This window comes from Streptomyces sp. CNT360 (assembly GCF_000424785.1).
Window position 1 is genome coordinate 1 of record NZ_AUKO01000003.1, and the last position, 16,051, is coordinate 16,051.

At 71.0% G+C, this 16,051-nt stretch carries 16 protein-coding genes and 1 rRNA gene; 5 read left to right on the top strand and 12 right to left on the bottom strand.

The window, feature by feature from the left end:
- Both H297_RS0107390 and H297_RS0107395 read right to left on the bottom strand, forming a co-directional pair.
- Window positions 1-111 (bottom strand): 16S ribosomal RNA (locus H297_RS0107390); the annotation flags it as partial.
- Between the two features lie 432 nt (window positions 112-543).
- Entirely contained in the window at window positions 544-1,239 is a 696-nt protein-coding gene (locus tag H297_RS0107395; RefSeq protein ID WP_027736503.1) for a DNA-3-methyladenine glycosylase, read from the bottom strand.
- Window positions 1,240-1,308: 69 nt separating this feature from the next.
- Between H297_RS0107395 and H297_RS0107400 the strand changes: the two genes are divergently transcribed.
- Complete coding sequence (locus H297_RS0107400) at window positions 1,309-2,091, top strand: sporulation protein (RefSeq protein ID WP_027736504.1); 783 nt, start codon at window positions 1,309-1,311, stop codon at window positions 2,089-2,091.
- Window positions 2,092-2,120: 29 nt separating this feature from the next.
- Here the strand turns inward: H297_RS0107400 and H297_RS0107405 are convergent, their stop codons facing one another.
- Window positions 2,121-2,552, bottom strand: a complete 432-nt coding sequence (locus H297_RS0107405) for a barstar family protein (protein WP_027736505.1) — start codon at window positions 2,550-2,552, stop codon at window positions 2,121-2,123.
- Window positions 2,553-2,728: 176 nt separating this feature from the next.
- Between H297_RS0107405 and H297_RS0107410 the strand changes: the two genes are divergently transcribed.
- Together H297_RS0107410 and H297_RS0107415 are read left to right on the top strand one after the other, a co-directional pair.
- The gene (locus tag H297_RS0107410; protein WP_027736506.1) at window positions 2,729-3,268 is read left to right on the top strand and encodes a YbhB/YbcL family Raf kinase inhibitor-like protein; all 540 of its coding nucleotides are present in this window, start codon (window positions 2,729-2,731) and stop codon (window positions 3,266-3,268) included.
- A gap of 619 nt (window positions 3,269-3,887) precedes the next feature.
- Entirely contained in the window at window positions 3,888-4,400 is a 513-nt protein-coding gene (locus H297_RS0107415) for an HNH endonuclease (RefSeq protein ID WP_027736507.1), read from the top strand.
- Window positions 4,401-4,472: 72 nt separating this feature from the next.
- Here the strand turns inward: H297_RS0107415 and H297_RS0107420 are convergent, their stop codons facing one another.
- The 4 genes from H297_RS0107420 to H297_RS0107435 all read right to left on the bottom strand — a co-directional run bounded on the left by H297_RS0107420 (window position 4,473) and on the right by H297_RS0107435 (window position 7,665).
- Complete coding sequence (locus H297_RS0107420) at window positions 4,473-5,240, bottom strand: sulfite exporter TauE/SafE family protein (RefSeq protein WP_027736508.1); 768 nt, start codon at window positions 5,238-5,240, stop codon at window positions 4,473-4,475.
- A 141-nt stretch (window positions 5,241-5,381) separates the two neighbouring features.
- Window positions 5,382-6,359 (bottom strand): SPFH domain-containing protein, encoded by a 978-nt coding sequence (locus H297_RS0107425; RefSeq protein WP_027736509.1) that lies wholly within the window; start codon window positions 6,357-6,359, stop codon window positions 5,382-5,384.
- 69 nt (window positions 6,360-6,428) lie between these two features.
- Window positions 6,429-6,860 carry an NfeD family protein gene (locus H297_RS0107430; protein WP_027736510.1) on the bottom strand — a complete coding sequence of 144 codons (432 nt, stop codon included), beginning with the start codon at window positions 6,858-6,860 and terminating at the stop codon, window positions 6,429-6,431.
- A gap of 13 nt (window positions 6,861-6,873) precedes the next feature.
- Window positions 6,874-7,665, bottom strand: coding sequence for an ABC transporter ATP-binding protein (locus tag H297_RS0107435; protein ID WP_027736511.1), 792 nt, complete (start codon window positions 7,663-7,665; stop codon window positions 6,874-6,876).
- A gap of 115 nt (window positions 7,666-7,780) precedes the next feature.
- On the opposite strand from H297_RS0107435, the gene H297_RS0107440 reads away from it, so the two are divergent.
- Window positions 7,781-8,608 carry a hypothetical protein gene (locus H297_RS0107440; RefSeq protein WP_027736512.1) on the top strand — a complete coding sequence of 276 codons (828 nt, stop codon included), beginning with the start codon at window positions 7,781-7,783 and terminating at the stop codon, window positions 8,606-8,608.
- Between the two features lie 59 nt (window positions 8,609-8,667).
- Here the strand turns inward: H297_RS0107440 and H297_RS0107445 are convergent, their stop codons facing one another.
- The 4 genes from H297_RS0107445 to H297_RS0107460 form a co-directional block, all read right to left on the bottom strand.
- The gene (locus H297_RS0107445) at window positions 8,668-8,916 is read right to left on the bottom strand and encodes a chaplin (protein ID WP_027736513.1); all 249 of its coding nucleotides are present in this window, start codon (window positions 8,914-8,916) and stop codon (window positions 8,668-8,670) included.
- A gap of 224 nt (window positions 8,917-9,140) precedes the next feature.
- On the bottom strand, window positions 9,141-9,779 hold the full coding sequence (locus tag H297_RS0107450) for a response regulator transcription factor (RefSeq protein WP_027736514.1): 639 nt from the start codon (window positions 9,777-9,779) through the stop codon (window positions 9,141-9,143).
- Window positions 9,772-10,938, bottom strand: coding sequence for a GAF domain-containing sensor histidine kinase (locus H297_RS0107455; RefSeq protein WP_027736515.1), 1,167 nt, complete (start codon window positions 10,936-10,938; stop codon window positions 9,772-9,774). The genes H297_RS0107450 and H297_RS0107455 overlap by 8 nt, the downstream gene beginning before the upstream one ends.
- A gap of 157 nt (window positions 10,939-11,095) precedes the next feature.
- A complete protein-coding gene (locus H297_RS0107460; RefSeq protein ID WP_027736516.1) occupies window positions 11,096-13,792 on the bottom strand; it encodes an FHA domain-containing protein in 2,697 nt (898 codons plus the stop codon).
- Window positions 13,793-14,108: 316 nt separating this feature from the next.
- Here H297_RS0107460 and serB point away from each other — a divergent pair, with 316 nt between their 5' ends.
- Window positions 14,109-15,356: a phosphoserine phosphatase SerB gene (serB, locus tag H297_RS0107465; protein ID WP_027736517.1), complete on the top strand. Its 1,248-nt coding sequence runs from the start codon at window positions 14,109-14,111 to the stop codon at window positions 15,354-15,356.
- 99 nt (window positions 15,357-15,455) lie between these two features.
- Here serB and H297_RS0107470 read toward each other — a convergent pair whose 3' ends face one another.
- On the bottom strand, window positions 15,456-15,971 hold the full coding sequence (locus tag H297_RS0107470) for a SixA phosphatase family protein (RefSeq protein WP_027736518.1): 516 nt from the start codon (window positions 15,969-15,971) through the stop codon (window positions 15,456-15,458).
- Window positions 15,972-16,051: the final 80 nt, after the last annotated feature.

A 16,051-nucleotide genomic window follows, 5' to 3' on the forward strand; every position in this document is an offset into this window, starting at 1 on the left:
GTTACTCACCCGTTCGCCACTAATCCACCCCGAAGGGCTTCATCGTTCGACTTGCATGTGTTAAGCACGCCGCCAGCGTTCGTCCTGAGCCAGGATCAAACTCTCCGTGAATGCATCAACCATCCACAGGAAGAGCGGAACCATCCCGGAGGAATAACCCGGAACCGTTCACAGCATCCTCGCTGTTCAAATCAATCAAAGGAACCACAACCAAACCAGCCATCAAGACCGGCAAGGCCGAGGTATCAACATATCTGGCGTTGACTTTTGGCACGCTGTTGAGTTCTCAAGAAACGGACGCTTCCATCGAAACCATTTCACCGGCTTCTCCGGACGTTTGCCCTTTCGGTGTTCGCTACTCTAGCTCGTTCACCCGGAAACCCATAATCGAGTCTCTTGGAGTCGGTTTTCGGCGTGCCGAAAGCGACCCCGTTCCGGGGGTACGTCGTAGGTGGCGATTCTCCGCTGCGTATCCGGGGGCGTCCTCGGCGGGCGGTGAGGCCCGACGGTAAAGCCGTCCCGTCTTCAGCGGCTCGGACCACGTTACGGGGTACTCGCCCCTGCGTCAAGCGTGGGGCGCCGGTGCCGTGGTTTGTGGGGACGGTAGGGGCTGACCGTCGGATCGTCGGCAAGCCAGAACCGCCAGGGGTGGTGTGCTCCCTCGCCGCCGACGCCGGTGCGCGGGCCGCTCCGTACCGCGTCGGTGTCGGCGGGGTCGCCGGCCCGGACGCTCAGGGGTGCGGCCGGGTCGTGGGAGCAGAGATCGGCCCCGTTCAAGGAGCGGTCCACGGCCAGCGCGGTGGCGAGCCGGGCCGGGCCCTTGGCGAGCTCGGTGTCCTTGCGGGACTTCGGGCGCCGTTCCCGTGCTTGGCCGGCTCCCTCGACGACCTCCCCGGCGCGGATCAGGACTCCGCCGGCCCGTCCCTCGGGACCGCAGACGAGGTTCAGGCTGTACCACATGCCGTAGATGAAGTAGACGTACGCATGACCTGGCGGGCCGAACATCGAGGCGTTCCGTTCGGTTTTGCCCCGGTAGGCGTGGGAGCCGGGGTCCGCCTCTCCGGCGTATGCCTCGACCTCCGTGATGCGCAACTGCATGCGGCCCTGCGGCGTCGTGCGTACCAGGACACGGCCGAGAAGTTCCGGGGCGACATCCAGGACAGGACGGTCGAAGAAGGTCCGCGGGAGATACGGGTGGTCGCCGGTCGTGCTGGGCTGACGGTCTCGGCCTGCGATCATGCCCTCCGAGCGTACAAGAACCGCTTGCAAGACGGCGTCGAGCCGGCCGGTTGGGGAGGACGAAGAGACATGGGTTTGAAGAAGATGTTCGCGAGCCTGGGGATGGGCAGCGCGTCCGTCGACACGGTGCTGCACGAGCCGCACGCGGTGCCCGGCGGGGTCCTGCAGGGGGAGGTGCGGATCGAGGGCGGCTCCGTCGAGCAGGAGATCCAGTCGCTGTCGGTGGGGCTGCAGGCCCGGGTGGAGGTGGAGACCGACGACGGTGAGGGCCACCAGAACATCGATTTCGGCATGCAGCAGCTCGGCGGGGCGCTGACGCTGCACGAGGGCGCGTCCCACGTGGTGCCGTTCAGCCTGGAGGTGCCGTGGGAGACGCCTGTCACCACGTTCCTGGGGCAGCAGCTCCGGGGCATGCAGATCGGGGTGTGCACCGAGCTGGCGATCGCACGGGCGGTGGACTCCTCCGATCTGGACCCGGTCGACATCCACCCGCTGCCGGCGCAGCAGGCGATCCTGGACGCGTTCGGCCAGCTCGGGTTCCGCTTCAAGTCCGCGGACATGGAGAGGGGGCGCATCCGGCACACGCGGCAGCAGCTGCCCTTCTACCAGGAGATCGAGTTCTACTCGCCGCAGCAGTACCGGGGGCTCAATCAGGTCGAGCTGTCCTTCGTGGCCGACGCGCAGGGGATGGACGTGGTGCTGGAGATGGACAAGAAGCCGGGGCTCTTCTCGGAGGGCAGCGACACCTACCGGGCGTTCCCCGTGGACTTCGACAGCTACCAGCAGACGGACTGGGCCGGGTACCTCAACCAGTGGCTGGCCGAGGTCGGCGGCAAGCGCAACTGGTTCTGAGGTACTGCCGTCCTTCCCGACGACCCCGCTCAGCCCAGGAGGATGCTGAGCGGGGTCTCGCGTACGGCCCAGAACCCGACCGCGGCGGTGAAGACCTCGGCCGCGGTGGCGGCGTCCTCGGGGTCGGCCTGTTCGAACCGGGACCAGCCGGTCACCAGGAGCAGGTAGCCGCGGGTGGTGTCCCACCAGGACAGGTCGGTGAGGAGGTCGGCGAGGGCGTCCCAGTTGCGGCCGAAGTAGTCCGGCAGTTCCAGTCCGGTGGCGCAACGCGCCATGAATTCGGCCTTGTCCGTGACGCCCGTCAGGTCCACGACCGCGTCGAACCAGCCCGCCGCGTCCGCCTGCATGAGGGTGTCGGGTCCCACCGAGGGGAACCGGTAGACGCCGGGTGGTACCGAGGCGTCGAACAGGCCGGGGAGGTCGGCCTGGGACAGCTCGGGCAGTTCCACGGGGCTGGTCATCTCGTACCACCGCTTAGGGTCTCGTCGTGGTCACTCACCTGAAGGCGCCCACGGCTGCGGGCATGGGGCTGGGGTGTACGGGGTGTGTTCTCGCACCCCGCCATGGTGGCAAAGAGACGCTGCCTCGATCGTTAGGCTGGCCGGTGCAGCGATTCGCGTGACGAGGAGGTTCTGACGTGACCGACCAGCAACGGCGCCCACTCCCCCATGACTTCCACCCCCCGGTGCCGTCGATTCGCGTGGTGAGCGACGATCTGGCGGACGGCGGCCATCTGGGTTCCGCACAGGTGTACGCGGAGGGGAACACCTCGCCGCACCTGCGGTGGGAGGGCGCCCCCGAAGGGACGAAGAGTTTCGCCGTGACGTGCTTCGACCCGGACGCGCCGACCGGCAGCGGGTTCTGGCACTGGTCCGTCTTCGATATCCCGGCCTCGGTGACCGAGCTGCCGACCGGTGCCGGTACGGGCGGCATGACCGGGCTCCCGGAGGGCGCCGTGCACGTGCGCAACGACTTCGGCACACGTGACTTCGGCGGGGCCGCTCCGCCTCCGGGGGACGGCCCGCACCGGTACGTGTTCACCGTGTACGCCGTGGACTCCGAGAAGCTGGGCCCGGACGCCGGGGCGACGCCCGCCTTCGTCGGCTTCAACCTGCGGTTCCACACGTTGGCCCGCGGGCACCTGATCGCCGAGTACGAGATCCCTGCCGAGGGCTGACCCGGCCCGCGCGGCTCCGGGCGCCAGGTCAAGGCGGACAGTCGCGCCCGGGGCGGCCGGGTCTCAGGGCACCGGCCCCCGGGCCGCCCGTCGGGATCCGTGCTCCCGGCCCGGTGAGGGCCGAGTGGCCGTTTCCTCATCCCGCCGCCGGCTTCCGGCCGCGTGGCCGGAAGAATTCCGTTGCGCCGCGTCTGGCGGGCGGCGCACCGTGTATCCGGGCAGTCGGCACCGTGGCGCGGTACGCCATCGCGAGCGGGGACGGCAGGCGCTGATCCGCGCCGCCGTCTGCCGGAGTCCGGCCACAGGCCGGGCGACCGCGCCGGCTGCCTCTGTTCCGCCGTTCGAGCCGCCGCCCGCCGGTGTGGCTTCGGCACCTTCCCCGCCGCTTTCCTCCGTCGCCGCCTTCTTCTCCTCCGCCCGGCGCTTTCCCGGCTCGCCTGCTGTCCCCCTTCCCCCTCCCCCAGCAACCCCTCCCCGCGTGACCTGGTGTTCGAGGCGGCTTCATCTGCCGTACAGCGGGCGGAAATTGCATTGTCGGCCTGCGAGGACAGCGGCACAGTGGAGCCACCCCGGCGCGGGGCGCGCGGGTGGAACGGACGGAGAAGGGGAGGCGGTCGGGATGCGGGAGACGCTGGTACTGAACGCGAGCTTCGAGCCGCTGTCGACGGTGTCGCTGCGGCGCGCGGTGGTGCTCGTGATGCGGGAGAAGGCCGTCGTCGAGCAGTCGCATCCCGGGCTGCGTGTGCGGGCGGCGCAACTGGAGTTTCCGGTGCCGCAGGTGATCAGACTCCGCCGGTACGTGAGAGTCCCCTTCCGACAACGGGCGCCGTGGTCGCGGCGAGGCGTCCTGGTACGGGACCAGCACCGGTGTGCGTACTGCGGGCGCCGGGCGACCACGGTGGACCACATCGTTCCCCGGTCGCACGGGGGCGGGGACACGTGGCTGAACACGGTCGCCGCGTGTGCGGCGGACAATCACCGCAAGGCGGCCCGGACGCCGGCGCAGGCGGGGATGCAGCTGCTGGCCAAGCCGTTCGAGCCGACGCCCGCCGACGCGCTGCTGCTGGCGCTCGGCCTCAAGGAGGGGGACGCGCTGCCCCAGTGGCTCACGGTGCCGGCCGCCACTGCGTGACGGTGCGGGTCGCCGCCGGGCGGGGGGCCGGCGGCGGTCCGACGCGGTCCGCAGCCGTCAGGGACGGCCTCGTCACCGCAGTACGAGCTGCACGATGGCGACCAGGCCGACGGCGACGATGACGCCGCGGAGCACCCCGGGGGCCAGCTTGCGTCCGATGCGGGCGCCGAGCTGGCCCCCTGCTGCGGATCCGAGTGCGATCAGCAGGACGGCGAGCCAGTCCAGGTCGGCGACGAAGAGGAAGAAGACGGCGGCGATGCCGTTGACCACGGCCCCGAGGACGTTCTTGACGGCGTTGACGCGCTGGATGTCGTCGTCGATCAGCAGACCCATGAGGGCCATGTAGATGACGCCCTGGGCGGCGCCGAAGTATCCGCCGTAGGCACTGGCGAGGAGGATGCCGCCCTGAAGGGGCACCCCGCCGTGCGGGTGGCCGGTGCGGTTGTGGCGCTCGCGGCGACGGCGGACGGCGGCGGCGAGCTTCGGCTGGAAGACGACGAGGACGAGCGCGACCGCGATCAACGCCGGGACGATCATGTCGAAGGCGCTGCTGGGGAGGGTGAGCAGCAGGATCGCGCCCGTCAGTCCGCCGAGGAGGGCGGCGCCACCGAGTCGTAGGACGCGGCGGCCCTGGCCGCGCAGCTCCCTGCGGTATCCGATGGCTCCGCTGACGGAGCCGGGGACGAGGCCGATGGTGTTCGAGACGTTGGCGGTGACCGGGGGCAGCCCGACGGCGAGCAGGACGGGGAAGGTGATGAGGGTGCCGGAGCCGACGACGGTGTTGATTCCGCCGGCGGCGATCCCGGCAGCGCAGACGGCCACTGCCTCCCATATGGTCACGCGACGGCCCTCCGGTGATCGGTGTCAGTGACACCGATCATGCCCGAGGGACGGGTTCCGCGTACCGGTGCGTCCGGCTTCCGGACGACGGATCGCCGGGTCCCGTGGCGCCGCGCGGCGCCACGGGACGGGCGGGGCGGCTCAGGAGTCGAGCGGGGGCTGCTCGCGCGGGGGCTTGGTGACGGCCGGCGGGGTCATCTGGCTGGGGACCGCTCCGCGGCTGCTGCCCCCGCTGCCGCCGCTGTCGGGGCGGAAGTTGTCGAGAGCGCCGCCGAGGCCCTTGAGGGCGTCGCCGATCTCGCTGGGCACGATCCAGAGCTTGTTCGCGTCGCCCTCGGCGATCTTCGGCAGCATCTGGAGGTACTGGTAGGAGAGCAGCTTCTGGTCGGGGTCGCCGGCGTGGATGGACTCGAAGACGGTGCGGATGGCCTGGGCCTCACCTTCGGCGCGCAGCGCCGCCGAGCGGGATTCACCTTCGGCCCGCAGGATGGCCGACTGCTTCTCACCTTCGGCGGTGAGGATCGCCGACTGGCGGACACCCTCGGCCTGGAGGATCGCGGCGCGCTTGTCGCGGTCGGCGCGCATCTGCTTCTCCATCGAGTCCTGGATGGAGGTGGGCGGCTCGATGGCCTTGAGCTCGACGCGGTTGACGCGGATGCCCCACTTGCCGGTGGCCTCGTCCAGCACGCCGCGCAGGGCGGCGTTGATCTCCTCGCGGGAGGTAAGGGTGCGCTCCAGGTCCATTCCGCCGATGATGTTGCGCAGCGTGGTCACGGTGAGCTGCTCGATCGCCTGGATGTAGCTGGCGACCTCGTAGGTGGCGGCCCGGGCGTCGGTCACCTGGTAGTAGATGACCGTGTCGATGTTCACCACGAGGTTGTCCTGGGTGATCACCGGTTGCGGGGGGAAGGGGACGACCTGTTCGCGCAGGTCGACGCGGTTGCGGACCGTGTCGATGAAGGGGACGACGATGTTGAGGCCCGCGTTCAGGGTGCGCGTGTACCGTCCGAAGCGCTCGACGATCGCCGCGCTCGCCTGTGGGATGACTTGGATCGTCTTGATGAGTGCGATGAAGACAAGTACCACCAGGATGATCAGGACGATGATGATGGCGTCCATGGCCTTGCCCCCTGCGGTGTGTGAAGCGCCTCTTGAGTAAGTGCCGCTCGTACGCGGTTGATTACGCCATCACATCACGACGGCGGTGGCCCCGTCGATCTCGACCACGTCCACCTCACTGCCCGGCTCGTAACTCGTCGACGCATCGAGGGCGCGGGCCGACCAGATCTCGCCGGCGAGTTTGATGCGGCCGCCGTGCCGGTCGACCTTCTCGGTGACGAGTGCCTGGCGCCCCTTGAGCGCCTCCACGCCGCTGGCGAGCGCGGGCCGTTCGGTGCGGGAGCGGCGTGCGAGGGGACGTACGACCAGGATGAGAGCGACCGAGACGAGGGCGAAGACCACGACCTGGGGCACCGCTCCCCCGCCGAGTCCGGCGGTGCCGGCGGCGGCGACCGCGCCCACCGCGAGCATGCCGAACTCGGGCATGGCCGTGACGATGAGCGGAATTCCCAGCGCTGCGGCGGCTACGAGCCACCAGACCCATGCATCCACAACGCCCATGGTAGGGCCGCGATCAGCGGAGCGGCAGGCCCTGCGCGGTCCAACGGCCGTTCTGCGTCTCGACGACGAGCGGCAGCCCGAAGCACAGCGAGAGGTTGCGGGAGGTCAGTTCGGTCTCCAGCGGCCCGGCGGCCAGCACCCGCCCCTGACGCAGCATCAGGACGTGGGTGAAGCCGGGCGGGATCTCCTCGACGTGGTGGGTGACCATCAGCATGGAGGGGGCGTAGGAGTCACGCGCGAGCCGTCCCAGGCGGCGCACGAGGTCTTCGCGCCCGCCCAGGTCGAGCCCGGCGGCGGGTTCGTCGAGGAGCAGCAGTTCGGGGTCGGTCATCATGGCGCGGGCGATCATGGTGCGCTTGCGCTCGCCCTCGGAGAGGGTGCCGAACCTGCGGTCGAGGTACTCGGACATGCCCAGGCGGTCGAGGAAGGCCAGGGCGCGTTCCTCGTCGACCTTCTCGTAGCTCTCCTGCCAGTGCGCGGTCATGCCGTAGGCGGCGGTGAGCACGGTCTCCAGCACGGTCTGGCGGCGGGGAAGTTTTTCGGCCATCGCGATGCTGGCCATGCCGACGCGGGGACGCAGCTCGAACACGTCGACGCTGCCGAGGCGTTCCCCGAGGATGCGGGCGGAACCGGCAGTCGGGAAGAGGTAGCTGGAGGCGATGTTGAGCAGGGTGGTCTTGCCGGCTCCGTTGGGACCGAGGATGACCCAGCGCTCGCCCTCCTTGACCGACCAGGAGACGTCTTCCACCAGAGCGCGTCCGTCGCGGACCACGGATACGTCCACCAGCTCCAGTACTTCGCTCATGAGCGCGTTGTCTCCTATTGCAGTCGCGTTTGAGTGCCTGTGGGCACATTCCCCAGGGGAAAACCTACGCCACCGTGTGCGAAACCCGTTCTCTAGGCTTCCCTAGGCTGGGCCCATGCTCACTGAACCTCGTTCGGGGCGGCTGGCCGCCTGGGGAAACGCACTGTTCGCCGGTCTCGTCTCGCCGGACGAGGCCGCCGAGCGCATCGCTGAGGGCGACGGGAGGCACCGCGTCGCCCTGCCGGGCCAGGAGGGCGGGCCGGTGGGGCTGACGCTGGCACTGGGCTCGCTGCGGTCGCTGGGTGCGCGGGGCCTGCGGGTGGCGCTGCCGGTGCCGGGGCATCCGCTGGGGCTGAGTGGACCGCCCGAGTTCAACGCGCGGGCCGTGGAGGCTCAGGAGGCGGTGCTGGTGCACGGTGCCGCCCTGGGGCTGGTGCCCTCCGTGTACGAGGCGGGGCCCGAGGGGGCGGGTCCCGAGGACACGTGCACGGAGGTGCTGTGGGAGTGCCTGCCCGTGCGGGAGGCGCCGCCCGCGGACGTGCCGGCGCTGGGGGAGGCGGAGCGGGAGCTGGCGGAGGCGCTGCGGGAGGCCACCGAGGTGCTGACGCAGTTGGACGTGGCCGGTTCAGGACCGGTGGCCGACGCGGCGCTGGAGGCGTACCGGGCCCGGCTGGAGGCGGGCCGGCAGCTGCTGGCGCCGGGGTATCCGCCGCGTGCGGTGCGGGTACTGGAGCTGGCACAGCGGGTGGCTGCACTGGTGGCGATCGCGTACGGGGCCGGGGGTGACGGGCGCGAGCACGGCGGGGCCGTGAGCGCCTCGCAGATCGCGGCCCGCGGTCTGGCGCTGCGCCCGGTGGAGCGGACGGCGCGGCGGGCACAGGTGGCCGCCTACAACGCGTACGCGGAGGAGTTGGAGCGGCGACGGGAGGGCGGGCGCCCCTGACGGGGCCGCGGGGCCCGGACAGGGGCTGGAGGGTGCCCGCCTTCCCGTGCGCGGCTGCCTCAGTGGTTGACGGCGTGGTTGCCGAAGGCGGGGTTGAGGATCCCGACGACGTTGACGGAGTTGCCGGAGACGTTCGCGGGGATGTGGATCGGGGCCTGGACCAGGTTGCCCGAGCCGACGCCCGGCGAGCCGGTGGCGGCGCCCTGCGCGTCGGCGCTGGGCCCGGTGGCGAACGCGGAGCCGGCGGAGGCACCGGCGGCGATACCGGCGGCGGCGATGACGAGTGCGGCCTTCTTGGCGGTGTTCATGGGTTCTCCCTGTGGGGTCGGCTGGTCACGCCGCGCGGCTGTCGGCCGCGGGCACACCAGGGAGAACGGGCGTCCGTCGGCGGAGATACGCAGAAAAGATGACGACCACACGACGGTATGAATCACCGGCCCCTTTCGAACAGGTGAGCGTTTCACGTCGCGGGCTGCACCCCGGTGCAGGCCGCGGGCCGCGGGCCGCGAGAGGAAGCATCCCCGTCACCCCGTCACCCCGTCACCCCGTGGCGGACCGCCCACAGGGCCGCCTGGGTGCGGTCGGCGAGGTCGAGCTTCATCAGGATGTTGGAGACGTGGGTCTTGACCGTCTTCTCCGACAGCACCAGCGCACGGGCGATCTCCCGGTTGGAGCGGCCGTCCGCGATGAGGCCGAGCACCTCCCGCTCCCGTTCGGTCAGTGCGGGCCCGCGCCCCGGGCCACCGTCCTGGTCGTCGGTGAGCAGCGCACCGGCGACCTCCGGCTGGAGGAGCACATGGCCGGCGTGCACGGAGCGGATGGCGCCGGCGAGCGCCTCCGGGTCGACGTCCTTGTAGACGTATCCGGCCGCTCCGGCCCGCAGCGCGGGGACGACGGTGCGCTGCTCGGTGAAGCTGGTGACGATCAGGACGCGGGCCGGGCTGCCGCGCTCCCGCAGCAGGCGCAGGGCCGCCACCCCGTCGGTTCCGGGCATCTTGACGTCCATGAGCACGACATCCGGGCGGAGTTCTTCGACACGGGCGACCCCCTCGTCGCCGTCGGCCGCCTCCCCCACGACCTCGATGTCGTCCTGCACCTCCAGGAAGGTGCGCAGTCCGCGCCGCACCACCTGGTGGTCGTCCACGAGCAGCACGCGGATCCGGTCAGCCACCGGGCACCTCCATTTCGACGACGGTGCCCTTGCCGGGCTCCGAACGGACGGTCAGTGCGCCGCCGACGCCGGAGGCACGGTCGCGCATGGAGACGAGGCCGAGGTGCCGGCCCGCGGAGCGCACCGCCCGGGGGTCGAAGCCGGCGCCGTCGTCGCTGACGGTGAGGACGACGGCGGGACCGCGCCGGGCGAGGACGACGCGGACCCGGTCGGCGTCCGCGTGCCGCAGCGCGTTGTGCAGGGCTTCCTGTGCGACACGCAGCAGGGCCTCCTCCTGGGCTGAGGGCAGCGCGCGCACGCCGTCGCACTCGAAGTCGACGTGGGCGCTGTGGGCCCGGTCCAGGACCTGCGCCTGGGCGCGCAGGGTGGCCACCAGTCCGTCCTCGTCGAGGGCGGCGGGGCGCAGCTCGACGACGGCGGCGCGCAGCTCGTCGGCCGCCTCGGCGGAGAGCCGGGCGACCTCGTGCAGCTCCGCCTTGGCGCGGGCGGGGTCGCGGTCGACCAGTGCGGTGGCGGCCTGGGCGGTCAGCCGCAGGGAGAACAGTTTCTGGGCGACCGCGTCGTGCAGCTCGTGGCCGATCCGGGTGCGCTCCTGGGCGATGGTCAGCTCGCGGCTGCGCTCGTAGAGACGGGCGTTGGTCAGGGCGAGGGCGGCGTGCTGGGCGAGCAGCCGGAGCAGTTCCTCGTCGTCCTCGGTGAAGGCGCAGGGCCGCTCCCGGGAGGCGGCGCGCCGGGGGCCCGCCTGCGGCGGGCAGCGCTTGTTGGCGAGGAAGAGGGCTCCCAGCACCTGCTCGCCGTCGGCGATGGGCATGCCGAGGAAGTCGGCCATCACCGGGTGTGCGGTGGGCCAGCCGCCGAAGCGGGGGTCCTTGCGGACGTCGGCGAGGCGCTGCGGCGTGGCGTCGTGCAGCATCGCGGCGAGGATGCCGTGCTGGCGCGGCAGCGGACCGATCTCCTTCCACTGCTCCTCGCTGACCCCGGCGACGACGAACTGGGCGAAGCCGCCGTGATCGTCCGGGACGCCCAGCGCCGCGTACTCGGCGTCGAGCAGGTCGCGGGCGCAGGTGACGATCGTCTGGAGGACCTCGCGCACTTCCAGACGCCGGTTCATGGCGAGCAGGGCCGCGCTGACGGCGGCGAGCTCGGAGCGGGGGAGCATACGGCTCACCGTACTCGCGGGCGGGGGCGGGCGGGATCGGGCCAGCGCAGGTCACGGGGGCGACCGGTGGTCCTAGGCCCGGAGTCGGAGGGGGCGGGTGGACGGCGAAGGGCCCCCTCCCACGTGCGGGGAGGGGGCCCTTCGGGTGTCCGGTTGCCTACTTGCGCATGATCTCCGGCTCGTGACGGCGGAGCAGGCGGATGACGACGAAGTAGCACAGGACGGCCATCAGGACGAGGATGCCCACGTCCATGACCCACTGGCCCAGCGAGTGGTCCCACAGGGGGTCGGTGTTGGTCGGGTCCTTCTTGTCCTGCGGCATCAGCCGGCCGAGCTCGATCGTGGCACCCAGGCCCGCGATGGCCCACCGGGACGGCATCAGCCAGGCGAACTGCTCGACGCCGGGGCTGTCGAACAGCTTGAAGAGCACACCGGTGAAGACGACCTGGATGACCGCGAAGAGGACGAGCAGGATCATCGTCTTCTCGGAGGTCTTGACCAGCGAGGAGATGATCAGTCCGAACATCATCGAGGTGGCGCCCAGGGCGATCATGACCAGGGCCATCTCGATGGCCGGGTTGCTCGTCAGCAGGCCCTCTTCGGGCAGGTCACGGGGGAAGAAGCCGACGGCGCACATGAGCAGCCCCTGGAGGGCCGCGACGACGCCCAGGACGATGACCTTCGACATCAGGTACGCCGAGCGGGACAGGCCGGTGGCCCGTTCCCGTTCGTAGATGACGCGTTCCTTGATCAGCTCGCGTACCGAGTTGGCGGCACCGGAGAAGCAGGCGCCGATGGCGAGGATCAGCAGGATCGGGCCGGAGTCGCCGTTGGTCTTCCCCGGCGGTGCCGTCAGTCCGTAGTCGGACGGCATCAGGGTGCTGACGAAGCCGAGGATCAGCGGGGTGACGAAGGACAGCACCAGGAAGGAGCGGTCCGAGACGATCACCGACATGTAGCGTCTCATCAGGGTCCACAGCTGGCTGCCCCAGCTCTGCGGTTTCTGGAGCCGCTGGGGTTGCACGCCCTGTTGGTGCGCCGCGTACAGGTCCTGCTGAGGCGCCTGCTGGTCGATGTCGGCCGCGTACATCTGGTAGTGCTGCGAGCCCTGCCAGCGGCCCATCCAGTCGTAGTCGCGGTAGTTCTCGAAGGCGGAGAAGACATCGGCCCACGAGTCGTACCCGAAGAAGTTCAGCGCCTCCTCGGGCGGCCCGAAGTAGGCCACTCCGCCGCCGGGAGCCATCACCAGCAGCTTGTCGCACAGGCCCAGTTCGGCCACCGAGTGGGTGACGACCAGTACCGTGCGGCCATCGTCGGCCAGGCCGCGCAGCAGCTGCATCACGTCGCGGTCCATGCCCGGGTCGAGCCCGGAGGTCGGCTCGTCCAGGAAGATCAGCGAGGGCTTGGTGAGCAGCTCCAGGGCGACCGAGACGCGCTTGCGCTGGCCTCCGGAGAGGGAGGTGACGCGCTTGTCCGCGTGGATGTCGAGCTTGAGTTCGGCCAGCACCTCCTCGACGCGCGCGTTGCGTTCGGCCTCGGCGACGTCGCCGGGGAAGCGGAGCTTGGCGGCGTAGCGCAGCGCGGTCCGCACCTTCAGTTCCCGGTGCAGGATGTCGTCCTGCGGGACGAGTCCGATGCGCTGCCGCAGCTCGGCGAACTGCTTGTAGAGGTTCCGGTTGTCGTAGAGGACCTCGCCGGCGTCGGCCGGGCGGTAGCCGGTCAGGGCGCGCAGCAGCGTGGACTTGCCCGACCCGGACGGCCCGATGACGCCTATCAGCGACTTCTCCGGCACCCCGAAGGTGACGTTGTTGAGGATGACCTTGCCGCCGTCGACCTTCACCGTCAGGTGGCGGGCCGAGAAGGACACGTCACCGGTGTCGACGAACTCCTCCAGGCGGTCGCCGACCAGCCGGAAGGTGGAGTGGCCGATGCCGACGATGTCCTGGGGGCCGATGGAGACGGTGCCCGACTTGGGCATCGGCTGGCCGTTGACGTAGGTGCCGTTGTGGCTGCCCAGGTCGCGGATCTCGGCGCGGCCGTCCGGTGAGGCGTGGAACTCGGCGTGGTGCCGGGAGACCTGCAGGTCGGAGACGACCAGCTCGTTCTCCAGGGCACGGCCGATGCGCATCACCCGGCCGAGGGAGAGCTGGTGGAACGTCGTCGGGCTGCGGTCGCCGCCACCCGTCTGACCGCCGCCCGCCTGCGGATCGGTGGGACCCATCGGGTGCATGCCCTGCGGCCCGTGCGTCCCCTGCGGTGCCATGTGCGGCTGGGGCTGCTGGGCGTACTGCTGCGGGGGCGCGTACTGCTGCGGCGGGGCCTGCTGGGCCATGTGGGGCGCCTGCTGCGCCATGTGCGGCGCCTGCTGCTGCCAACCCGGGTGCGGCTGCTGCCCCCAGTTCGGGCCGCCCTGGCCGCCGGGCACGCCGACGTGGGGCTGCTGCGTCGGCGCGTTGTGGGCGGAAGCCGCCTGGGCGGCGGCCTGCGGGTGCCCCTGCTGCTGGGGCACGCCCTGGCTGTACGCGCCGGAGGCCGGCGCCTGACCGCCCGCGCCGCCGGAGAAGCTCAGCCGAGGACCGTCACTGGCATTGCCCAGGTGGACGAGCATGCCGGGCGCGAGCTCCAGCTGCTGGAGCCGCCGGCCCTGCACATACGTGCCGTTGGTGCTGCCGTGGTCCTCGATGACCCAGGCCCGCCCTCCCCAGCGCACCGTGGCGTGCCGCCAGGAGACCCTGGCGTCCTCGATCACCACGTCACCCTGCGGATCGCGGCCGAGGGTGTAGGCCCTGGACGGGTCGAGCGTCCAGGTCTGTCCGTTCAATTCCAGTACGAGTTCCGGCACTCCATGCCCCACAAAGTTGTCCCCCGAGGTACCCCCTGCCATGAGGGAGTCTAGGGATGGCGAACATCGTGAGGAACTATTTCAGGCTCGGCCCCCCGACAGGAAGCCGGGCCAGCGGTAGGGACCAGGCTGTGACCATTCGGTCTGCCCGCGGTGAGGCGGAAACGGACCCGGCAGCGGAAGCACCCAGCGATCCGCACTGATCCGGATCTGTACGGACAAGGCACGCATGGGTGCCCCTCTGCCGGAGGGCGGCCGGAACGGTGGCCGGCCGGGCGACGGGGTGAGGGCGGGGGCCGGGACCGGGCGACGGTACTGTGAGAGCACCATGAGCGCAGATGTGGCCACGCCTCCCTCGTACGCCGACACACCGACCCTCCTCGTCAAGATCTTCGGCAGGGACCGGCCCGGGATCACCGCCGGACTGTTCGACACCCTGGCGGCGTTCGCCGTGGAGGTCGTCGACATCGAGCAGCTCGTCACCCGTGGCCGCATCACCCTGTGCGCACTGGTGACCGCCCCCTCCACCGGCACCGGCACGGAGGGCGGTCTGCGGGCCACCGTGCACAACTGGGCCGAGTCGATGGGCATGGAGGCCGAGATCATCTCCGGCACCGGCGACAACCGGCCGCGCGGCACGGGCCGCTCGCACGTCACCGTGCTGGGCCACCCGCTGACGGCGGAGTCGACCGCCGCCATAGCGGCCAGCATCACCTCCACCGGCGGCAACATCGACCGCATCTTCCGGCTGGCGAAGTATCCGGTGCTCGCGGTCGAGTTCGACGTCTCGGGCGCGCAGACGTCGCTGCTGCGCACCTCGCTGGCGCTGGAGGCGAAGAAGTACGGCGTCGACGTCGCCGTCGTCGCCTCGGGGCTCCAGCGGCGGGCGCAGCAGCTGGTCGTCATGGATGTCGACTCCACCCTCATCCAGGACGAGGTGATCGAGCTGTTCGCCGCCCACGCGGGCTGCGAGGCCGAGGTCGCCGCGGTGACGGCGCGCGCCATGCGCGGGGAGCTGGACTTCGAGCAGTCCCTGCACGCGCGGGTGGCGCTGCTGGCGGGGCTCGACGCGTCGGTCGTCGACAGGGTGCGCGAGCAGGTGCGGCTGACGCCCGGCGCCCGCACCCTGATCCGCACGCTCAAGCGGCTCGGCTACCAGGTGGGCGTCGTCTCCGGCGGCTTCACCCAAGTGACGGACGCCCTTCAGCAGGAGCTGGGGCTCGACTTCGCCTCCGCCAACACCCTGGAGATCGTCGACGGCAAGCTGACCGGCCGCGTCACCGGCGACATCGTCGACCGGGCGGGCAAGGCGCGGCTGCTGCGCCGCTTCGCGGCCGAGGCGGGGCTTCCGCTGGAGCAGACCGTGGCCATCGGCGACGGCGCCAACGACCTGGACATGCTGAACGCCGCCGGGCTCGGTGTCGCCTTCAACGCCAAGCCCCTGGTGCAGGAGAAGGTCCACACGGCGGTCAACGTGCCGTTCCTGGACACCGTGCTCTACCTGCTGGGCGTCACCCGGGAAGAGGTCGAGGCAGCCGACGGGCTCGCCGAGGACTCCGCCGGCCTCCCGGCCTGACCCGGGCCTCCGCCTGCACGCGACGGTGCCCGCGGGTGCCGTGTCCGTGACGTCGCGCGCTGCCACGGACACGGCCCAGGGCGGCCGACGGGCCGCGGGTCACTCGTGCGGGGACCAGAAGCCGGTGAGCTCGGCGCGGCCCGGCTCCAGGGACTTCCACGAGCCCGTGTACCGCAGGACGGCGACAGCGGCGGTGGGGAAACCGCGGGCCATGCGCTGCCGTGCGTCGTCGGCGGCGGCTCCGGCCAGCACGTCGGCGACGGACTGCATGCCCGGGTTGTGTCCGACGATCAGCAAGTCCCGCACTTCGTCGGGGACTTCGTTGACGACTTCGATGATCTGTCCGGGCGGCGCCTCGTAGAGCCGGTCCTCGTAGACCGTCTTGGGCCGCTGCGCGAGGTGCGCGACGACCAGCTTCCAGGTCTCCCGGGTACGGGTCGCCGTGGAGCAGAGGGTGAGTTGCGGAGTGATGCCCTGCCCGGCGAGCCACTCGCCCGCTGCGGGGGCCTCCAGGCGGCCGCGCTCGGCGAGGGGCCGCTCATGATCCGCCACCTCGGGCCAGTCCGCTTTGGCGTGCCGGAGAAGGACGATATTGCGGGGCACATCGACGCTCATGTGTCCCAGCTTCGCACGAAACGGAGTGCCGGGCGCGGGGTGTTGAGCGGTTCCGTGCCGGGGGCGGGTGACGGACGGTG

Bases quoted from the DNA above. Each gene is read 5' to 3' on its own strand.
- H297_RS0107400 (WP_027736504.1), top strand. From the start codon at position 1,309: ATGGGTTTGAAGAAGATGTTCGCGAGCCTGGGGATGGGCAGCGCGTCC.
- H297_RS0107445 (WP_027736513.1), bottom strand. From the start codon at position 8,916: ATGAACACCGCCAAGAAGGCCGCACTCGTCATCGCCGCCGCCGGTATC.
- H297_RS0107405 (WP_027736505.1), bottom strand. From the start codon at position 2,552: ATGACCAGCCCCGTGGAACTGCCCGAGCTGTCCCAGGCCGACCTCCCC.
- H297_RS0107440 (WP_027736512.1), top strand. From the start codon at position 7,781: ATGCTCACTGAACCTCGTTCGGGGCGGCTGGCCGCCTGGGGAAACGCA.
- H297_RS0107430 (WP_027736510.1), bottom strand. From the start codon at position 6,860: ATGGGCGTTGTGGATGCATGGGTCTGGTGGCTCGTAGCCGCCGCAGCG.
- H297_RS0107395 (WP_027736503.1), bottom strand. From the start codon at position 1,239: ATGATCGCAGGCCGAGACCGTCAGCCCAGCACGACCGGCGACCACCCG.
- H297_RS0107470 (WP_027736518.1), bottom strand. From the start codon at position 15,971: ATGAGCGTCGATGTGCCCCGCAATATCGTCCTTCTCCGGCACGCCAAA.
- H297_RS0107415 (WP_027736507.1), top strand. From the start codon at position 3,888: ATGCGGGAGACGCTGGTACTGAACGCGAGCTTCGAGCCGCTGTCGACG.
- H297_RS0107455 (WP_027736515.1), bottom strand. From the start codon at position 10,938: ATGCTCCCCCGCTCCGAGCTCGCCGCCGTCAGCGCGGCCCTGCTCGCC.
- H297_RS0107435 (WP_027736511.1), bottom strand. From the start codon at position 7,665: ATGAGCGAAGTACTGGAGCTGGTGGACGTATCCGTGGTCCGCGACGGA.
- serB (WP_027736517.1), top strand. From the start codon at position 14,109: ATGAGCGCAGATGTGGCCACGCCTCCCTCGTACGCCGACACACCGACC.
- H297_RS0107425 (WP_027736509.1), bottom strand. From the start codon at position 6,359: ATGGACGCCATCATCATCGTCCTGATCATCCTGGTGGTACTTGTCTTC.